The organism is Planococcus sp. ISL-109, from assembly GCF_018613655.1.
Lineage (GTDB): Bacteria > Bacillota > Bacilli > Bacillales_A > Planococcaceae > Planococcus.
The window spans coordinates 60,448-80,849 of sequence record NZ_JAGGPW010000001.1; the positions used below are offsets into that span (position 1 = coordinate 60,448).

Genomic DNA, 20,402 nt, shown 5'->3' on the forward strand with positions numbered 1-20,402 from the left:
ACACTTTACATTTTTTTTGAATTTAATTTGTTTTTGGTTGTTGTACTTACATGATTTGAAAGAACAACCCAGCTAACGATAAACAAAGGTAATAGCTTTGTTCTATGTCTAATAGCAGTACCTGCATTTCCTGTACCATAAGCAAAGATAAAAACGCTTGTAATCAATAATATGAAAAACATTATTTTATATTTTTTACTTAGGGAGCTTTTTAAAAACCCATTGATAATAAGGATAATCAACAAAAAATAAATTAGTGAATCAACACCAAAACTGATTATATCTCCTATTCCTCGCCAATCCATTGGCAGAGGAGAAAGAAGGAAATATATTATCTTAAGTGGTGTGAGTAAAAAAACTAACCAGCTGTTCAAGTAGTTAAAACTTTGTAAATAAGCTGAATTTCCTTCGTTAGCTAAATTCACGCTATCAATACCACTTTCTTGAATTGTTAAAAACTTCGATAAAAACATATTTTCATTTGTAAGAAGTATGGTTGTTAAACTAAGTATGAGAAGCAAATAAAAGAATAGTTTTTTCAAGTCGATTTTCTTTTGGTTTAATACAACAATCAATAAGTATGAAATTAATATCCCTATCATTCCAGCATGAAAAAGCATTGCTAACAAAGAAAACATTACTGCTAATAAGAGAGACTTATTTTTTTCTTCTTTGTACCATAAAATAAAATAGTAAAGAGATAGAGTCAACGAGAATATAATCCATGATTCTCTTAACAAAACACTTGTCATAAATATTAAATTAGGGAAAAATGTAAATAATGAAAGTGCTAAGGCCATATGCTTACTAGAAACGGAAAATAGCTGCAATGTTTTCATCAGATAGTAAGAAGAGAAAACCCATAAAATAACATTAATGAATTGAGCCAAAATTCTCTCGTTCCCAAAAAAATAATAGAAAGCTGATAAAAAGGAAACGTAAAAGGTTCTACCTTCAGATAATGGCATATTTCCTTTAGAAATCTCAAGTGAGGTGTTATGAAAATATTCAGTATCTGTTCCACTACCAAATATGCTAATTGACGGGATAAATATATCAATTAATAGTATAATCACTCTTATTAAAAAACCAAAATAAATTATAAGAAATAACTTACCATTAAATTTTATTAATATGTAAATTGACATTATGATAATAAATATTCCTAGAAGGCTTAAACTATAATAGATAGAATTATTTACAAATCCTTTAAGAATAAAAGTAATTAGTGCTTGGAGAAAAATAACTGCGGCTATAATATACATTTACGAGACTCCTCTTAAATTTTCTAAACGCTAGTTATTTTCATTTTTAAGAATAAATTAATCTATTTCTTTTATTTTCTTAATAGGTACTCCTGCAACAATTGTATTTGCATCGACATCTTTATTAACGATTGAGCCAGCAGCTATAATCGACCTACTACCAATTGTTGTTCCATTAAGAACTCTAACTCCACAGCCAATCCATACATCTTCATTAATCAATACTGGATTAAAGGTGACTTCATTATACTTTATGGGTAAAGTTATATCATTCCAATTATGTGATGAGGTTAGAATACTTGCGTTATGTGCAATAGATACATTGTTATTAATTGTTAATCCACCCTTAGCTTCAATATAAGAAAAGTCATGAATACTTATATTATCTCCTAAATTTAAGTGCTCAAAGTTTTTTATAGTTACAAACTTTCCTATATATACATTTTCTCCGCAGCTATTTGCCAGCGATTTAATTAAACAATACCGTAACGCTATATTGATAGATCCACTAAAAACACTAGAAATATCCCAAAAAAACAATAGCAATTTCTTAGGTAATATTCCTATTATTTTACTAAATATCAAAAGCCCAGTTTTATATTTCTTATACAAAAAATCACCTCATCTAATTTTTAGTAATTATTTTCATAAAGTATATGAACTTTATTAAGAATTGAAAAATAATTCCACAAGAAAATGCAATAGCTGCTCCACTTAAGCTGTATTCAGCGACTATAAAAATACCAATAATAGAAATCACAATTATTGTAAGTATCTGTACTATGAGAAGAAAATTAAAAAGTTTTTTAACATTAAAAATTATATCCATTAGAATAATATAATAAGTAAAGACAGCCCCAATAATAATTATAAAAAAATCAAAATGATACTTACTAAACTCCTCATTATAAATAACTAAAAGTATAATATCTCCAAAATAATAAATAATTATTAATAAGAGTAATGAAAAAAATATATATACTATACTTATTTTTTTGAAGATATCTCGAATCCAGCTTAAATTATTTATTTTATTGACCATGATAGGTAAAAGAAAGCCACTAATAGAGAACATAATAGTGGTACCGGCTGAATAAAAAAACATTAAAGATGAGAAATATCCTAACTCTTCAATTCCTGAAAAGAATTCTAAAATTATTCTAGGTATATTAGTATTTAAAGAGGAAATCGCTAGAGTTAATCCGAGTGGTAAACCTATGTAACATAACTTTAATGTTTCATAATACTCTTCCTTTTTAAATTTTTTCGCAATTTCTTTAATACAAAAAAGTTTTTGATTTCTCAGTTCAAAAATTATAAGTAAACTATTGAAAATTAATATGAACAAAAAAACAGTTAATATTTTCGAAGAATCAATAAAGAGATATGAAGTGATAACTATTGAACCAATCGATTGAGCAAGCTTAAGTTTACCAATTGCTTCGAATCGCATTTCTTTCTGTCTGAAAGCAAACAAAATCTCTTGAATAAATTCGAATCCTTTAATTAGTGCAACTAACACCATTAATTGAAACTCAAAATGACTTATCTCTCTTGGTATCAGAATTATAATAAATAAATTGATGAATAAAATAAATGTAATTAATCTATTTATAAGAAATATTTTTTTCTCAGAATTTTCATTTGTTATATATATTGTTTTCAAACCAAAACTAAGTAGCATTAGAATAGGTCCAGCATAAGCTATAGCAAGTGAATAATAACCAACTTCACTCATGGTAATTGTTTTGGTTAATATAATTATTGTTAACCATTGCGAGAGACCAAACATCAAATTCCCAAGTAAATATATACTGAATTTTTTTCGCACAACAAACTCCTTTTATTTAATGAGAATTTTTGATTATATATTTATTTTTTCTTTACTATCAGTAGAGACGCTTTTTCTATTCGCTACACTTAGTAGTGTTTCTTTCAACTCTTTCTCATTCAGACTTGGTAAGAGATTTAATAACATACTTATTTCACCTGAACTAATTGGGGCTGCTTTGCCCACAAATATTTTAGGGAAAATTTGTTTACTTTGAATTTCATCTGTGTTTAAAAGTTCTTCGTACATTTTCTCTCCTGGTCGAATACCTGAAAAATTGATTTGAATATCTTCTTCAGAATAGCCGGATAAACGGATTAGATTTTTTGCAAGATCCACAATTTTTACCGGTTCACCCATATCAAGAACAAACACTTCACCACCACGTGCGAGTGTACCAGCTTGAACTACTAAACGTGATGCTTCTGGAATAGTCATGAAATAGCGTGACATATCCGGATGTGTCACTGTTATTGGACCGCCTACTGCGATTTGCTTTTTAAATAATGGAATTACTGAACCGCGCGAGCCAAGTACATTTCCGAACCTTACTGCAACAAACGTCGTTTCACTGCGTTTCGCAAGATTCTGTACAATCATTTCGGCAAAGCGTTTTGATGCCCCCATCACATTAGGTGGGTTAACCGCTTTATCCGTCGAAACCATGACAAAGTTTTTAATCCCGCTCATATGAGCTGCTTCTGCCACGTTTTTTGTACCATATATATTATTCTTGACCGCTTCCATAGGATTTCCTTCCATTAGTGGAACATGTTTATGGGCTGCTGCATGATAAACAACATCTGGTTGGTACTCATTCATAATCGCCATAATTCGATTGCGGTCTTGTATGTCGGCGATTAACGGAATAACTTCCGTATCGCTTCCGATTGCTTTTCGAATTTCCATATCAATTAAATAAATGGAGTTCTCACCATGCCCTAGCAAAAGCAGTTGCTTCGGACCAAAACGCGCAATTTGACGACAGATTTCAGATCCGATAGAGCCACCTGCACCAGTCACAAGAATTGTCTTATCTGTCAATTGATCGGCTATCTTGTTCATATCAAGCTTTACTTCTTCGCGGCCAAGTAAGTCTTCAATTTTCACGTCTTGAATGTCTGTCACCGAAACTTTCCCGGTCATGATGTCTTCAATGAGTGGAATCGTTTGAGTCTTGATGCCGGTATCCATGCAGTTCTTGATTAGTTCCGCAGAATCTTGTTTGTTGAGTGATGGAATTGCGATGATGATTCGTTCGATATGATTGTCTTCTGCGATTGCAGCGATGTCTTTTGTTCCGCCATCTACTACACGGACATTGTAGATGTCGAGGCCTTGCTTGTTTTTGTCATCGTCGACAAAGAGGACAGGGAGCAAGTCGTTTTCCGGATTATTGAGCAGCTGCCTTGCCACAAGCGTACCGGCTTTACCAGCTCCGACAATCATCGTGCGCTCTAGCTCTTTCCCATTATGCTTGAAGCGTTTATCGCGCATCATACGCCAGGAAAGTCTAGAACCACCGATCAGCAGGACATGAAGCATCCACGTAATGGCAAGCGCACGAAGAAGTATGTCGCCCCGGTAAAAGTATTGAACTAACCCAATAGCCAATATGGAGAGTGATACGGCTTTAACGATAGAAGACAATTCGCCGATCGAGGCGTATTCCCATACTTTGCGGTACAAGCCGTAATACATGGCGAACGCGTGGTGAGCGATAAAAATCGTCAAGGCGCTCGCGAGGAGGAATTGATTTTGGAAGATATCTACATATGGGTAGAGGAGGAAGTAGCCGACGAAGATCGAGAAAAATACGATCAGTGAGTCGACCACTATAAGTAAAGACATTCGGTTTTTCAGTGACATACACTTCCACCCTTTCACGAGGCATTACTATTCACACAAGTGTTGGAAATCTGTTGCTAATTCTAACATTTTTTTTCCAGTAAAGATAGGGTAAAATGTAAAATTAATACTAAACTATTAGTATTCAAGCAAATATATTCCACCACTTACTTTTCTCTATGTCTTGTGGCTCAAGAACATACAAGTCTTGGTCCAGGATAATCCGGTCATTGTTCTCCAGTAAAATGTCAATCATCCGGTGGCGGTTCTTCTTCTCTAGCACGTCAAGTCCCGCATTAAAATGGAATGGCCGCACGTCCGCGCTGTGCACATCCGAACCGTATACGTGGATCATATTCGCATCAATCAGCTGAAGCGCCGTCTTCTGGATGCTTTTGCCGAAGCTGCCGGCAACCGACCCAGCCGTCACTTGCGCCATCGCACCATGGATCAACAGTTTCTTCAGGCGCTCCGGCTTTTGGATAATGCCTTGATTGCGCTCGGCGTGTGCGATGATTGGGATATATCCCGCTGTAATCATTTGCTGGATGACTGGCACCGTATAAGCTGGAATCCCAGAAGAAGGCAATTCCAGTAACACATAGCGCGATTCCGCTAAGGTCAAGGCTTCACCAGTTGCAAGGCGCTCCGGCAGTTTATCCGACAAGCGGCATTCCTGCCCGCTATAGATTTCTAAAGGCAGCTGTGTTTCTTGTATATAGTCTTTTACCATTTTCAATTGCATGCGAAGAGCCGCAACGTCCGTCCGGAAATTCGGATGATGTCCGTGCGGTGTTGCGATGATGCCTGTCAATTGTTCGTTTACTGCCATATCCAGCAAACGCTTGGTGTGTTCCATTGTTTCTGCGCCGTCATCCAGCCCGGGCAAAATATGTGAATGCGTGTCGATCATAGTCGTTTCCCTCCTGTTGCTCAGCGAGTGCTTCTCAATTTCCAGCCTTAAATTCTCTTATTAGGAGTTCTCTATGTAGCGGACTTTTGCGTCCGTCCTATTGCCAAATATGGTTAGTTTAAAATCTGTTTATTGAAAATATTGGGTATAGCGTTTAAAAGAAAAAGCAAAAGGGCATTGCGCCCTTTTACTCAGCGGCATTGCCGTAGTATTGGTAATAATAGCTGTCTTTCGGCAATTCAAAATTATTCAAGACGGCGCCGATCAGCTTGCTATTGGACGCTTCGATCGCTTCTTTCGCTTTAGCGGCCATTTCTTTTTCGGTGCTGCCGGAGTTGACGACCAAAATCGCGCCGTCGCATTTATTGGCCAACACTTGACCGTCTGTCACTGAAAGCACAGGTGGAGCATCAAAAATAATGACATCATAACGCTTTTTCAAGTCAGCAATAAGCATGGTCATTGCGTTGGATGCGAGCAGTTCTGCCGGATTCGGCGGAATCGGGCCGCACGTCATCAAATCAAGTCGCTCGATGGTTGTCGAGCGAATCGCGTCTTCTACAGATGCTTGACGCGTCAACACATTGGAAAGACCGATCGTGTTCGGCATATGGAATGTATAATGGGTTGTCGGCTTGCGCATATCACCGTCTACAAGTAACACGTTTTTTCCTTCTTGTGCAAAAACGGTCGCCAAGTTGGCAGACGTTGTCGACTTGCCTTCACCAGGTGCTGCAGACGTGACGACGATCGAACGCAAGTCGACATCCGGAGATGCAAAGTTGACATTCGTCCGCAATGTCCGGAATTGTTCTGACACAAAAGAACGCGGGGTCGTATGGGCGATGACTTTACGCGCGGTTGTTTGCAGTTGCTGCTTCTTCTTGGCCATTCAAATCCCCCGCCTTTCTTCTATTGCTTGTCGTTGCTTCGAGTTTCGCTTCTTCTTTGATCGGTGAAATGACGCCGAGTAGCGGCACGCCGAGAATGTCTTCGATATCTTGCTCTGTTTTCATCGACGTATCGAGGTATTCACGCAAAAATGCGATTCCGACACCGATCATCAAGCCGACAACTGCTGCGATGGCCATATTGAGAACCGGGTTTGGTTCTACTGGGCTTGGGTTTTCTTTTAATACGGCTGGCGACAAGATCGAGACGTTGTCGACGTTCATCAATTCTTGAATATCGCTTTCAAATACTTCTGCCGTCATATTGGCGATGGCGACTGCTTGCGCTGGGTCTTCATCGCGCACAGTGACGTTGACGACTTGGGAGTTTTCTGCTGTGTTGACGGTAACTTTCGAGTTTAATGCATCAGAGCTGATCCCTAGATTTAATTGTTCAATAACTTGGTCGAGGATAGCCGGGCTTTTGATGATGACCGAGTACGTATTGATGAGCTGCAAGTCGGTCTGGATGTTTTGGTTGGTCATCTGCGCTGCTTCACTTTGCTCTTGGTTCACAAGAATTTGCGTTGAGTTTTCATAGATCGGCGTCAAAAACATGAACGATACCGCTCCGGCAACGGTGATGGCCAGGATGGTCGTCAGTGCAATGATTGCAATGTTTTTCTTTAAGGTTTTGAATAAATCCTGTAAGCTGATAGTCTCTTCCATGTAGTAAATGGCTCCTTTTATTTCATATTATTAAGTGACAAATTTAAACAACATAAGAAAGTATATCACAGGAATGTACCATTTGGACTTCCAATTTTAAAAAGTTATATAGGAACAAGGAAGGATTTATGCTATCTTTAATTTATATAAATGGCTTTATTTGAAAGGAGTAAAAAATGAACTTGTATAAATTTGGAGGCGCTATCGCTGTCCTCGTCTGCCTTGTAACTCTTGTCTTTTCTTACTTATCCTGGCAGGACAAACTGCAACAAGCTGCCGGAACAAACGCCGAGGCAAGTGGCGCAACCGAAAGCACTGAAAGTGAAACCGAAACCACACAAACAGAGCCGGATAGTGACGAGCTCGTGAACAATCCCGAACTGTTCGAAAACATGGATGAGCGTGTGCGGGATTTGTTTCTAAGCACAAACACGGAAGGCGAAACGCTGCAACTGCTCATTGCGGGGTCAGAGGCGCTCGAGTCCGGTGAACCCGGCTACGCCAAGCTTTTAACTGAGGCGCTTGAAGAAGCATACGGCGACTCGATTGAAGTCACCATCGAATCCGCCACCGGCACATCCGACTCGCTTCAAAGGATCGACTTGAGCGCCGGTTACGATTTGGTGCTGCTCGAGCCGATGACACTGATGAACAACGACCATATCTCCATTGAAGACGAACGCGAAGACGTCCGCGACTTCCTTGCTCGACTTCAAGAAGTGAACGCAGATAGTCTAGTCGTTCTTCATCCGCCGCAGCCGATCTACGGCGCCGGCCATTACCTGGCACAAGTACAAGCACTCGGTGAATTTGCCAAGCTTTACAGTTTCCCGTACATCAATCACTGGAGCGCATGGCCCGCAACTGACGATCTGGCACTGAAGGAACATTTGACCAAAGACGCCGTCCCTAATAACGCGGGCGCAAAAGCATGGGCATCCGAACTTATCAATTACTTTATCGCGAACTAATGGAGGGACAATATGAAAAAGAAACGTAAATGGCCCAAGTACTTATTGATCGCATTTCTGCTGCTAGTCATCGCGGGAGGTGTCTATATTTATAGCGTCTACTCGGACTTTACCGAAGCCATCGATACGATGCACTCACCGGTGGAACGCGAAAGCCCTTCCGTAGAACGGACTGAAGTCGTGAAATTCGAAGACCAAGATCCGTTCTCGGTCTTGCTGCTCGGCGTCGATGAGCGCGAAGACGACCGCGGCCGCTCGGACACGATGGTCGTCATGACCGTCAACCCGGAACTCAACTCATCCAAAATGGTATCCATCCCACGTGATACGTATACCGAAATCGTCGGCCGCGGCAAGATGGACAAAATCAACCACGCCTATGCATTCGGCGGCATTGAAATGTCCATGGACACGACAGAAAACTTGCTCGACATTCCGATCGACTATGTCGTTCAAGTGAATATGGAAGGCTTTGAAGACATCGTCGACGCAGTAGACGGCGTCGAAGTCAATAACTCGATGGCGTTCGACGGATTCGCGGCTGGCGATATCCAATTGAACGGTGAGGAAGCACTCGACTTTGTCCGCATGCGTTACGAAGATCCGCGCGGTGACTTCGGCCGCCAAGACCGCCAAAAACAAGTCATCCAAGGCGTCATGAAAAAAGGCGCTTCCATCAACAGCCTATGGAACTACAAAGACATCTTTGACGCACTCGGCCAAAACGTCCGCACGAACATGACCTTCGACGAAATGGTCGAAGTGCAGCGCAACTACCAAGACGCCGTCACCAACGTCGAGCAAATGATCGTCGAAGACGGTACCGGCGAAACCATCAATGGCATCTGGTACTATATGATGAACGACGCCGAACTCGCTGAAATCACTTCAACATTGAAAGAACATCTAGAGCTAGAAGAAACACAGCAATAACAAAACAGCTGCACCAAAGCCTCTTAAAGGCTGGTGCAGCTGTTTTTTTGTGTGATGAATATTGCATTATCTTGATCGACTACTCAAAGATCTGCAGCGGCCGCTTAGGGTTGAGTTCTCACCATGAGCCAAGAAGAACACTTGTCTCATGGCTTCGCTTCACCCGTGGCACGGAACTGCTTTTATATTTCATTGGAAAAAGATGGTGAGATGTGATGGGTTCTATAGTTTTCGCATGGCTGTATCCATGCTTATTTAGTCGGCTGACTCGTCAAAGCAGCTATCTACCCATACAGAATGGATACACCATACAACGATATTATTATGATGGTGATATTTAGAGATTGAGAGCTAGCCGGTAGTTATTCTTTCGAGAGCTAGCTGTTGGTGTAGCCGCAGTCGCCGCTTAGGGTTGAGCTTTCGCAATAAGCCAGGAAAACCACCTGTCTTATTGCTTCGCTTCACCCGTGGCGCGGAACTGCTTTTATATTTCGTTGGAACCAGATAGTGAGATGTGTTGGGTTCTATAGTTTTCGCATGACTGTATCCATGCTTATTTAGTCGGCTGACTTATCAGAGCAGCTATCTACCCATACAGAATGGATACACCATACAACGATATTATTATGATGGTGATATTTAGAGATTGAGAGCTAGCCGGTAGTTATTCTGCCGGGAGCTAGTTGTTTGTATAGCCGCAGCCGCCGCTTAGGGTTGAGCTTTCGCAATAAGCCAGGAAAACCACCTGTCTTATTGCTTCGCTTCACCCGTGGCGCGGAACTGCTTTTACATTTCGTTGGAACCAGATAGTGAGATGTGACAAGTTCTATTTATACCGTCAGCTTGGAAAGTTAGCTGAGCTAGTTGCTGAAATTACAGGACTTAAATAGAGACAGCTACACCAACCTAATAGGCTGATGTGGTTGTTTTTTCACATTGAGTGATTTATTCTCCTGTTTTCAACTACCCGTAGATTCGCAGCCGCCGCTGAGGGTTGGGCTTTCGCAGTGAGCCAGAAACCCGCTGTCTCACTGCTGCGCCTCACCCATCGGCGCGGGACTGCTTATACATTTCATTGGGAAAAGAAAGTGAAATGCGACATGTTCTATTCACTTCTTAAGCTTGGGTATAAGCTGGCTGCTTGAGTGGAGGATGCAATTTTGTTCTCCCATCAGATTTCGATGAAATACATTGTGTCCACATATCAAAATTCGAGAAGATGATGAATTGGACTACCAATCTAAAACTAGAGATGTAGCGGAAAGCCGCGACTAATGAATAAGCGAAAGGTACTTGAGCTTGTTCATTTGCGACGCATCTGCTTGCAGATGTGAGAGCAGTGGAGATTCTTAAAATGACTATTGAGCGAGTTGGAAGCGGCTGAGGCCGGCCCCCTCGGAAAGCGTCGGCTTGCAGCGTAATCTCCACCACACAAATACTATAAAACTAAAGATGAAGCGGAAGCTGCTGACGCCTGTGGGTATAGCGGGTTTGAGAGACCCCGCAGGGAATGAATGAGCGAAGCTTCGCTAAGCGCATTCATTTGCGACGCATCTGCTTTGCAGATGTGGGAGCACACGGGTTTCGAAGCGAACGAGGAGGCTCGATTCCCGCCCCACGGCAAGCATCCACCTGAAGCGCAATCTCCACCACAACCATATACACAAACCACTTTTCTCTACCCGCTCTTGAACCCAAGACCTCATTTGACACAAAAAAAATAACCACCCTCAAAGGGCAGCCATCAATTCACCGGAATTCAGCACTTTTTTTTAATAAGGTCGAACTTCTCAACCTGAAACCCGAACTGCTGCACAAAGTGGACAAACGCCCGACGCGTAATCCCCAACTTCTTCGCACCCACAGCCGGCCCCAGATCCTGCTCAATATAATAATCATACATGATGCTCTCGATTGATTGCTTATGCTCTTTCTCTAACTGCTTCTTCACCAGCTCGTAGTCTGTCATGCCCGGACACTCCTCCCGCAAATTCAATCTATACCGTTTCGTTTTCATAAGATATCCCAATTATATCCCTCTTGTGTCCTTTTGACTAGACCTTTTTGAATATTTTTACCTAGTTTATTCTTGTATATTACAAAATACACAGCTGACAGGTCTATTTATTCCTACTGATTAGGTTTTTTACTTTGAAAATTGCTCTTTTCATTAAAAAATTTGCCGTAAAAAAACCACCAATCAACTGACTGGTGGTTTTGTAAGCTTATAGGAGCTCTAGTTTATCGGTTTTCAAATTGCACTCCTGGACAAAGTGTATAAAGACTTGCCTGGGGATTCCGAGTGCTTGAGCCCCCGTGGCAGGACCGAGATCTTTGTCGATGTAAACCGTCCGGATGATTTGTTCAATCGGCGCTCCGTGTTCTTGCTCTAAGCGGCGTTGGTAGTCAGTATAATCCATCCTGCTCCACCTGCTTTCTGCTTATTATGGGAATGACTGGGTTTCTCCCTGTTTTTTATTATCTTCAGTATACAGGAAAGTCGTTTCAATATCTAGACCATAAGATATAAGTAATTTGCAATAATACCTTTTTTTCACGGTTTTACCTTAGATTTAAGAAGATTTAGGCGTATTTTCAAGTAATTCAGTTAGTTGGCGGCAAGCTTGCCTTCTGCCAACTGCAAAAAGTCTCCCATCACCGCATCGATCTCAAACCTCCGGGCTTTCTGCTTGCAGCGTTCTGCCACTTTCCGGTAAACATTTTCAGAAACGAGCAAGTTTTTCACCAGTTCGCCGATTTCATAGGTCTCTGGCGCTTCCCAGAACGATTCACCAATTTCATACGGCGGCAAATTATGAAAATAGCCTTCCGACAAAGCGTCCGCATCGTTGGTCCGGGACGTGATGCCCGGAATGCCGCTGCCGCACGCTTGGATCATGACGGCGCCGGACCCGATAAAACAGAAGCTATCCTCCAACACGCATTTCACCATGCCGTTTCTAGGCATCGGATGGAGGAAAATATGGTCTCTGGCATCGGATTCGGCGATGCTTTTTTGCAAACGCGCTTCATCCGGCCCTTCCCCGAAAATATGATAGTTGAATTCAGGGTCGATCTGGATCAGCTCTTCCATCAGCTCGATCACTTGTGCGTAATGCGTCGAGAACTGCTGGATAGCACCGACCGAAACGATGCGCCGGGAATGCGGACTGCCAAGTTGCTGATCTTCGGCGCCTTGTTCGACCGGCAGCGGCATGAACTGCTCCGGCATTTCCGCAGCTAACGCGCGGGCCGAATAACGCCGCACCGTCGGATTCATAAACACCAGCTTCTGATGGAAGTTCTTGTCGAACGCACGGATCGCGCGTATCACTTTGCGGTTGCGCTCGAGTTTGTACGTCTCCGGCTGATACACACCCGACAAGCGCACATGCGCAGGGATGGCGTAAGACAACAACAGCCCCGATGGACTGAAAGAATAGACGAGATCGTATTTCTCCGCGCGCACGAGCCGTTTCAACACCGATAAATCGATCGGCGGCTCTTTGCCGTTGTCGCGGACGATGATTTCCAGGCCGTCGATTTGCTGCAAATGGCGTAACAACGGTCCCCCGCTGCTGTATAAGTACACACTGACGCTATAGCCGTTGCTCGAGAGCCAGCGCGCCATGCGCACGATCAGCGCTTCAATGCCGCCTGCTTTCATATGCTTATGGACGAGGGCGATCTTGCGTATGTGCCCCGGCTGTTGGTTTTCAGGTCGGTTAATCGTCTCAAATGGAATCATAGAACACCTCGTGGGACTTGTCATTTGGGTTACGCTACACGACTTCCCATAGCTGATTTTTGGAAAGCGTCCAAGCAATCGTCTGGGTCAGTCCTTTGTCGAAATGTGTTTCTGCTCGATAGTCCAGTTCACGTTTCAGTTTTTCACAAGACACCGCAAACCGGTGCGGCGCTCTAGCCCCGCATGCCGGTTCGACAAAGCGGATTTGTTGTTTATAGCTGTCATTTCCCGGGAAATGGTGGTCAAGCACCGTGCAGATCGATTCGACAATGTCGAGCGTTTGGAGTGGCTGATCGCCTCCCGCAAGATACGTCTCGCCTATATCACCTAAATGAAATACCGTATCCGCCGCGTGCCAGAAATCCTCTATATAGAGCCAGTCGTGGACGTCCTGCCCGGTTCCGAAAACCGGAATCACCCCGCCGGATAGGGCTTTTTGCAAAATGATCGGAATCAGCTTGTCCGCTTGTTGGTGCGGCCCGAAAACATTCGATGCTTGCAGTACGAATGTATCCATGCCGTAGCTTTCATGGAAACTCTTCACCATCAAATCAGAGCTCGCTTTGCTCGCGGCATAAGGGCTGATCGGCCCGACCTTTGTTTCTTCGTCCGCGAATCCTTCGTCTCTTGGCCCGTACACTTGGTCTGTGGAAATATGCAAAAAGCGCGAACCCGCGTATTGCGGTTTTGTTTCGAACGGCCCGTCCATCCACTGCTTGCGTGCAGCATCCAATACATGAAACGTGCCGAGCACATTGGTCTCCGCAAAAACCCCCGGATTTCTCACCGATTCCCCGACATGCGTTTCCGCTGCAAAATGCACAACATCCGTAATGGCGTATTGCTCAAAAAGATCATCGACCACATCGCCGTTGCGGATATCGACCGGATGAAACACATAGCGATCACACGCATATAGCGGCCGAATCAATTCCGGCACATTTTCAGCTTGCTGGTCGATCGACACGACCTGGTACGCTGGATACTTGTCCAACAATTCATGGATAAAACGTGAACCCAAAAAGCCATGGCCTCCCGTTACTAATATGGTTCTCATGTCCGAACGCTCCTCTTTGCCCGTCGTCTCGAACCCTGTAACAGTTCTCATGATGCCCCCACTCCTTCTGCCGTTTTCTCTAGTGTATCGGCAAGAAGTTAAAACTAAGTTAAAACTTGTATTTCAAATAGTGGTTTCAGTATACAGAAATACTGGGTAATAAGAAATACTTTTTCTTAAATAAAAGTGACTTTAGTTTTAATTATTGTAAGATATTATCCATATATGTAGTGGTTATGATTAATTCGCCTGATAAATTCCCGGTTTCCCTCCTCGGAATGTTATTGCAATTTTGTTTGTAGCGGAAAGTAGATGGAAAGGGCCAGGTGGCGAAAGAGTTTCTTCTATAGAAGAGAGTTGAAAATGGATATGGTATGGTCAATGATATGAAAGGAGCCGCGAGCCATATCGATATTCCAATGGTCATGTACATAATGCTGTTGGTCATGCCGCTCATTATGGGCGCATTGACCGCCATCATTTTCATCAACCTGTTCCGCAAGAATAAGCGCACGGCCATCTTCTTCGGCGTGGCCGCTTTTTTTAGTGTCGTCTATCAGCTTTACATCCTACTTGGCCTTTCCCTGTCACTCGGCGCGACGGCGCTCGTCGTTTACCTGTTCTTCACAATCGCAGCGTATCGGAAGTTGAAAGCTGATCCGGCTGCAGAGATTTAGGTTGGGTTAACTTGATTTATTCTTGGTATGATAAATTGATAGTTGGTTGTTTAGATCATCGCTCAGTTAAACGCAGCCCCGCTTTGGGTTGGCCTCCCGCAGTGAGCCAAGAAAACCACTTGTCTCACTGCTCCGGCTCACCCGTAAGCGCGTGGCTGCTGTGATATTTCACTGCTTCAAGCGAGTGAAAAGGTATCCGCTTGTGTACCCGCGAAAATTCTTCATCGACAGAAGTGCGTTTTAATAAGAGAGGAGACATCATTATGCAAAGCATCAACAAATTCCGCAGCATGTTATACGCCATCGCAAAAATCCTAGGCGATGTGCAAGCTGTCCGTAAAGGAAAAATCGGCAAACGCATATTGCGTCGAGGCGCAGGCAGGATTACCGGCAGAGGCCTAGGCAAACTATTCAAGTAGGCTCTGGACACCTCGAAACTCTGCTCTCCCCCCCCTTTAATAATGAAAACTCGCTATTATTGAACGACAGGCTGAAGAAAAATCGGCGAAACAGAAGGCCGATCAGATGACTGGGCTTGTGAACGATAGGACGAACTCACGTCGGGGCTGCCGCCTCGGCTTTTTTCGTCTATCTTTATGAAAAAGCAGAGCTAGAAAGTTGATTGGTGAACAGTTTTTTCAGATTTAGATTTCGAACGTGTGATAATCACAGGTCATATAAGTTTCTCATTTCAAAAAAAAGAGCAGCCACGAGGGCCGCTCTAATCATGTTTCGTTGATTCACATCTCTGTTGTAGTCCACTTCGGATTAAAGGCCAACCATGTCCACGGCATATACTGCTTGCGCATTACTGAAGCCCTCAAATACTAACTGTTCGATCAGCCCGGATCTTGAGAACGCAGAATAGTCCATATAGGCCTGTGCCTTCTTGACAGCCTGCTCTTTCCAATCCACAGTAATATTTTCTACAGCATACGCCGCATCCGCATTACTGTAGCCTTCAAATACTAGCTGTTCGATCAGTCCCGATTTTGAGAATGCGGAAAAGTCCAGGTAGGCTTGTGCCTTTTTGACAGCCTGCGCTCTCCAATCCACATCAATATTTTCTACAGCATACGACGCATCCGCATTGCTATAGCCTTCAAATTCTAGTTGCTCCACCAAACCACTCTTCGAGAAGGCGGTGTAGCTGATATAATTTTTCGCCTGTTTCACAGCTTGTTGCTGGGATACTGTTCCTGCTTCAGCGGCAGCTTTTTTTGCGGCTTCTTCAGCTTCACGCGCTGCCTTTTCTTCAGCCTCACGTGCGGCCGCTTCTTCTGCTTCACGGGCAGCTTTTTCTTCGGCTTCACGGGCTGCTTTTTCCTCGGCCTCACGAGCTGCCGCTTCTTCGGCCTCACGTTCTGCTTTTTCCTCAGCTTCACGGGCTGCTGCTTCTTCGGCCTCAAGGGCTGCTGCTTCCTCTGCTTCACGAGCTTCTTCTTCTTCTGCTTCACGTTCTGCTGCTTCTTCGGCTTCACGTTCTGCTGCCTGTTCTTCGGCTTCACGAGCAGCTATCTCTTCTGCTTCACGCTCGGCATCTTCATCGACTACTTCCTCTTCCGGTTGCTCTTCTGCTTCCACTTCCTCGACGGCTGCAACATCCTCTTCGACCGCATCTGAAGCTATCCCAAACAAAACAAAGAAAACAAAAAGTGCCGGGACAAAATACATGGCGACTTTCTTCCTGTTGCGCTTGGATTCAGGAAGCCATTTTAATACAAGACCAGGCTTAATTAATCCTACGATCAACGCTAACAAAGATAGAAAAAACAACCAAAAGAATAAATTACCCATCACATTTCCTCCTTTTCAGAATGGTTTCCATGACATGAATGGCAATACAAGCGACTATTTGAACCTATAATAGTAAACCAACACACAAATTTATAATACTTTTTCATTGAGTAATATGTCTTATTCACATTTTAATAGTTATCTGACAATAACACAATCTAAAATCCTATTTTTATTATTTTATAGAGCTGTAGACGCGAGTTAGAAAAGTATGTTTATGAATTTTCAATTAGGTGGTTATTTGCTTAAATGTCAGTGCTTCTAAACTTTTAACAGGTATGAATCGTAGCCCCGCTTTGGGCCCCGCTGTCTCACTGCTAGGCTTCACCCGCGAGCGCGGATCTGCTTTTTTATTTCGTTGGAGGTAGTGAACGGTGTATTCATCTAGTTTCTATAATGGAGAGTAGCTGTCATTAAATGAAGATATTTAGAAATGATTGTTCACTTTCTACACTTTTATTTATTAATGCGATGCTATTCATTTCCGCTATAAAATTAGAGATGGAGCGGAAGGGGGTGACGCCTGGGGGACTGCGCGTGACAGTCGAGACCTATGTGGCGAAGCCACAAGGTCTCGGCGTCCGCCCCCCGGCAAGCATCCCCCTGCAGCGCAATCTTCACACTACTTAATTTCCACACACATAAAAAAGCCCCGCACATGGCGGAGCTTTACGATCTTCATTATCTACTATATAAAAGAGCTATTCCAAAATTCTCTTTAAATCATTCGTCTGTTTCGTTGTCAGCCTGAAAAACTCCTGATGCTCTTCTAATGACATAACGCCCCGTTCATTGGACAGAATCGCACTGCCGCTTTCACTGTACCAGACATAGCGGTGAACATCCGCCTCCTCACCATCCGGGTGATCCAGCGTAAAAAACGCTTGCGGTTCGACCGTCAAGCTATCGAGCGTCTCCATTTCCTTTTCGTTATGCAAAATCACCCGCAGCCGTTTGATCGAAGAGACATCCGTCACATCCTTCTCGAAATGAATCCCCTCCGTCAAACCATCCGCAAACGGAACACCTACCCGTAACACTTCATTGGTCGAACAAGCCGAGAGCACCGCAGCCATAACTGCAACAAACACAAGCCAAACCGATTTCTTGATGCTACCCCTCCTATCCCCAAAAACCTACCTATTATTCCACATAAATCCATTTTATCATGAATTCAAACCAACTTCGACCCCTATTGCCAGACAATTCAACTTTCCCAGCACACATTGAAGACTACTACTCAATTGCCGACGGGCACAATATATACCCCCATGCTATTTCATTACACAAGCAACATTACTGTAAAAGCAGTTTCTTCTATAACACCGTCACCGGTCATGCCTATGCAAGATAAAAATTAAATCACCACTTCTACTTGTTATCCAGTAGAGGTGATGACATCTTTCTTCCTGCTATAAAACTAGAGATAGAGCGGAAGGGGGCGACGAATGAATAAGCGAAGTATAGCTGAGCTTATTCATTTGCGAAGCTCGAACGCAGAGACAGTTGAGCAGCTGTTTTCAGGTTGATTCCCCGGCAAGCGTCCCCCTGAAGCGCAATCTCCACCACAAAAAACTTTATTCCTAAGGCACCAACCGACGAACAAACGGCGTCTTCTGCATCACCCGAATAACCGCATACGACACGATAAAAATGACAATCCACGATAGCGGCACACCAACCCACACATTGATCGTCGTTTCATTAAAATCAAACAAACGGTTCAAATAGGTCTGGACCAGCGGATGGATAATATAGATCCCAAACGTCGCCGTACTGATGCGCGTAATCATCGGTGTCGACTTCAAATTCTTGCCGAGCTGCTGGAACGCCACGAACACAAACAGCGAAATGAAAATCGCATGCGGGTAATAATGCTCGTAGTAGAAGGCATCAAAATCGCCCGCTTCAAGCCCCGTATTCGCCACGATCGTCCCCCACACCGTTACCGCATAACCGATAATTGCCAGAATCCCCAGTGTCGGCAACCAGCGCTTCGGAATCGGGAACATGACCAAATACGCACCGAGCACGAAATACCCGATATATGGCGCGAACATCTGGCCAGCAAAGGCGATTTCATAATCCGTAGCCCGCGTAAAAATCGGTGCTGCGGCCGAGAACAAAAACCAGAACCCTAAGAAATAATGGAACATTGTCTTGTCCATATGCTTCACAAGTAGCCGTAAAAACGGCGCCATCAAGTAAAGCCCCGTGATGATATAGAGAAACCAAAGATGAAAATAAATATCGTCGGACAGGAACAATCCGGCCATCTGACCGATCGTGTATTCCTCACCGAGCTGAAAAATATTATAAGCCATATACACTGCGCTCCAAAACAGCAGCGGCAACAGGACTTTGCCGAGGCGCTTTCTGAGAAACTCGCCGATGCGCTCATTGCTGTCGCGCGTAAGTAAAAGCGCACCGCTCAGCATGAAGAAAATCGGCACGCACCAGCGCAGTGCGCTGTCGATCGCGTTTGCATATTGCCATTCCCAATCGCCCGTGGTCGTGTTGTTGATGATTTTCGAAACGACGTGGACGCCGACGACCGTAAAAATCGCGAAGACGCGCATCCAGTCCATATAGCCGTATCTTCGCGCCATTGGGTTGACCTCTTTTCCATTATTGATTCTCCACTAATCTTACCCGACGATTGCCTGCGTTACCACGACAATCCCATTACACTTTGATATCAAATTACAACAAACGGCATAGCCGGTCGAGTTCATCGCTTTGTCTGTCGATCATTTTTTTGCCGAGCTGTCGGAGCCGTGCGAGATTGTCCGCTGTGACGCGGTCGAGCTGCTCGATGCCGGAGTCGTCTGCGGGGAGCTTTTCCTGGAAGCGGTAATAGCGCTGCTGTTCTCCTTCGCTCGCCAACGCATGGCTCAGCTGATGGTCGACCGAATCGGAACTGCCGTCCATCATGACTTTCAGGAGTGAGCGCGCCCAGCCGTAATGGAACCACGCCTGGAGGCCGGTGACATCGATTTCCCGCTGCGCCTCTCCGGTGCCGAGCGACACGAGCAGGAAGTCCTCGGTTTCCCCGCCATATAGATCGAGTGCTTCGGTATAAGCGCACATGCCCGGGTCATTGGCGAATACACCGCCGTCGATAAAGGCAGCTTTCGGATAACCCGGCATTGCGGCTGGTGCGAAATAGCTAGGTGCCGCGGTGGCCGCGCGGATGATGTGGCGGATCTCACTGTCCGGCGGCCGTTCGTCGAGTTTGGAACAGGTGCTTTTGAAAAAATGCGCATGGCGCCCATGGATGTCGTAGCTCGGTATGACAGCCGGCTTTAATAGGTCGGACAGCTTGAGCTCTTCGAAATAAACCTTTAATACGTGTTCAAACTCCCGGTGATTGTATTGCGTATGGAGAAATCGACCAGCAAGTCCGAACGCACGATGAAGGAATGATTTGCGGAACATGCTCTCCGCTTCCCGTTCATAGAGCCTGAGTATATCGTTCGCCGAATAGCGCGGCTGTTTGCCGTCCGGAACGAGCAGCCCGAGCGCCAAAATCGCACCCGTCGACGTCCCGACAAAGATATCGAATTGCTCAGCGACCGGCTTACCCGTTCGCCGCTCCAATTCACACAACATCATCGCCGGCAAAATCCCCCGTATGCCCCCACCATCGATTGATAGGATTTTCTTCATTTGAATCTCCCCTTCCGTGTAAAGCAAAAAATCTATGCATTGCTCCGCTTCGGCCGATTTGAATTTCACTTGGA

The 20,402-nt window shown here is 44.0% G+C and carries 19 protein-coding genes; 4 read left to right on the plus strand and 15 right to left on the minus strand.

Translation table 11 applies throughout. The features are described 5' to 3' along the window. Nucleotides 1-5: 5 nt before the first annotated feature. The 7 genes from J7E21_RS00260 to J7E21_RS00290 all read right to left on the minus strand — a co-directional run bounded on the left by J7E21_RS00260 (nt 6) and on the right by J7E21_RS00290 (nt 7,476). Nucleotides 6-1,265: a hypothetical protein gene (locus J7E21_RS00260; protein WP_215103648.1), complete on the minus strand. Its 1,260-nt coding sequence runs from the start codon at nt 1,263-1,265 to the stop codon at nt 6-8. 57 nt (nt 1,266-1,322) lie between these two features. Beyond that, on the minus strand, nt 1,323-1,877 hold the full coding sequence (locus J7E21_RS00265) for an acyltransferase (protein ID WP_215103651.1): 555 nt from the start codon (nt 1,875-1,877) through the stop codon (nt 1,323-1,325). 13 nt (nt 1,878-1,890) lie between these two features. Then, nucleotides 1,891-3,096: a lipopolysaccharide biosynthesis protein gene (locus J7E21_RS00270; RefSeq protein WP_215103653.1), complete on the minus strand. Its 1,206-nt coding sequence runs from the start codon at nt 3,094-3,096 to the stop codon at nt 1,891-1,893. A gap of 33 nt (nt 3,097-3,129) precedes the next feature. Continuing rightward, nucleotides 3,130-4,965, minus strand: a complete 1,836-nt coding sequence (locus J7E21_RS00275; protein ID WP_215103655.1) for a polysaccharide biosynthesis protein — start codon at nt 4,963-4,965, stop codon at nt 3,130-3,132. A gap of 124 nt (nt 4,966-5,089) precedes the next feature. Then, complete coding sequence (locus J7E21_RS00280) at nt 5,090-5,857, minus strand: tyrosine-protein phosphatase (protein ID WP_215103658.1); 768 nt, start codon at nt 5,855-5,857, stop codon at nt 5,090-5,092. Between the two features lie 187 nt (nt 5,858-6,044). Then, nucleotides 6,045-6,749, minus strand: a complete 705-nt coding sequence (locus tag J7E21_RS00285) for a CpsD/CapB family tyrosine-protein kinase (RefSeq protein ID WP_215103659.1) — start codon at nt 6,747-6,749, stop codon at nt 6,045-6,047. After that, nucleotides 6,709-7,476 carry a YveK family protein gene (locus J7E21_RS00290; RefSeq protein WP_215103660.1) on the minus strand — a complete coding sequence of 256 codons (768 nt, stop codon included), beginning with the start codon at nt 7,474-7,476 and terminating at the stop codon, nt 6,709-6,711. The genes J7E21_RS00285 and J7E21_RS00290 overlap by 41 nt, the downstream gene beginning before the upstream one ends. Before the next feature lie 176 nt (nt 7,477-7,652). On the opposite strand from J7E21_RS00290, the gene J7E21_RS00295 reads away from it, so the two are divergent. Then, the gene (locus tag J7E21_RS00295) at nt 7,653-8,447 is read left to right on the plus strand and encodes an SGNH/GDSL hydrolase family protein (RefSeq protein ID WP_215103661.1); all 795 of its coding nucleotides are present in this window, start codon (nt 7,653-7,655) and stop codon (nt 8,445-8,447) included. Between the two features lie 12 nt (nt 8,448-8,459). Then, nucleotides 8,460-9,380 (plus strand): LCP family glycopolymer transferase, encoded by a 921-nt coding sequence (locus J7E21_RS00300; RefSeq protein WP_215103662.1) that lies wholly within the window; start codon nt 8,460-8,462, stop codon nt 9,378-9,380. A 1,759-nt stretch (nt 9,381-11,139) separates the two neighbouring features. Here J7E21_RS00300 and J7E21_RS00305 read toward each other — a convergent pair. From J7E21_RS00305 to J7E21_RS00320, 4 genes are all read right to left on the minus strand, one after another. After that, a complete protein-coding gene (locus J7E21_RS00305; RefSeq protein ID WP_215103663.1) occupies nt 11,140-11,349 on the minus strand; it encodes a hypothetical protein in 210 nt (69 codons plus the stop codon). A 256-nt stretch (nt 11,350-11,605) separates the two neighbouring features. Then, complete coding sequence (locus J7E21_RS00310; protein ID WP_215103665.1) at nt 11,606-11,800, minus strand: hypothetical protein; 195 nt, start codon at nt 11,798-11,800, stop codon at nt 11,606-11,608. 188 nt (nt 11,801-11,988) lie between these two features. After that, nucleotides 11,989-13,128: a glycosyltransferase gene (locus tag J7E21_RS00315; protein WP_215103667.1), complete on the minus strand. Its 1,140-nt coding sequence runs from the start codon at nt 13,126-13,128 to the stop codon at nt 11,989-11,991. 34 nt (nt 13,129-13,162) lie between these two features. Beyond that, the gene (locus tag J7E21_RS00320) at nt 13,163-14,236 is read right to left on the minus strand and encodes a dTDP-glucose 4,6-dehydratase (protein WP_215103669.1); all 1,074 of its coding nucleotides are present in this window, start codon (nt 14,234-14,236) and stop codon (nt 13,163-13,165) included. Nucleotides 14,237-14,559: 323 nt separating this feature from the next. Here J7E21_RS00320 and J7E21_RS00325 point away from each other — a divergent pair, with 323 nt between their 5' ends. Together J7E21_RS00325 and J7E21_RS00330 are read left to right on the plus strand one after the other, a co-directional pair. Continuing rightward, nucleotides 14,560-14,862: a hypothetical protein gene (locus J7E21_RS00325; protein WP_215103671.1), complete on the plus strand. Its 303-nt coding sequence runs from the start codon at nt 14,560-14,562 to the stop codon at nt 14,860-14,862. Between the two features lie 263 nt (nt 14,863-15,125). Continuing rightward, nucleotides 15,126-15,281 carry a hypothetical protein gene (locus J7E21_RS00330; RefSeq protein WP_215103673.1) on the plus strand — a complete coding sequence of 52 codons (156 nt, stop codon included), beginning with the start codon at nt 15,126-15,128 and terminating at the stop codon, nt 15,279-15,281. Nucleotides 15,282-15,630: 349 nt separating this feature from the next. On the opposite strand, the gene J7E21_RS00335 is transcribed toward J7E21_RS00330, so the two are convergent. The 4 genes from J7E21_RS00335 to J7E21_RS00350 form a co-directional block, all read right to left on the minus strand. Next, nucleotides 15,631-16,659 carry an Ltp family lipoprotein gene (locus J7E21_RS00335; protein ID WP_215103675.1) on the minus strand — a complete coding sequence of 343 codons (1,029 nt, stop codon included), beginning with the start codon at nt 16,657-16,659 and terminating at the stop codon, nt 15,631-15,633. A gap of 701 nt (nt 16,660-17,360) precedes the next feature. Further along, nucleotides 17,361-17,750: a hypothetical protein gene (locus J7E21_RS00340; RefSeq protein ID WP_215103677.1), complete on the minus strand. Its 390-nt coding sequence runs from the start codon at nt 17,748-17,750 to the stop codon at nt 17,361-17,363. Between the two features lie 492 nt (nt 17,751-18,242). Then, complete coding sequence (locus J7E21_RS00345) at nt 18,243-19,268, minus strand: acyltransferase (protein WP_215103679.1); 1,026 nt, start codon at nt 19,266-19,268, stop codon at nt 18,243-18,245. Between the two features lie 94 nt (nt 19,269-19,362). Beyond that, nucleotides 19,363-20,328, minus strand: coding sequence for a patatin-like phospholipase family protein (locus tag J7E21_RS00350; protein WP_215103681.1), 966 nt, complete (start codon nt 20,326-20,328; stop codon nt 19,363-19,365). Nucleotides 20,329-20,402 lie beyond the last annotated feature (74 nt).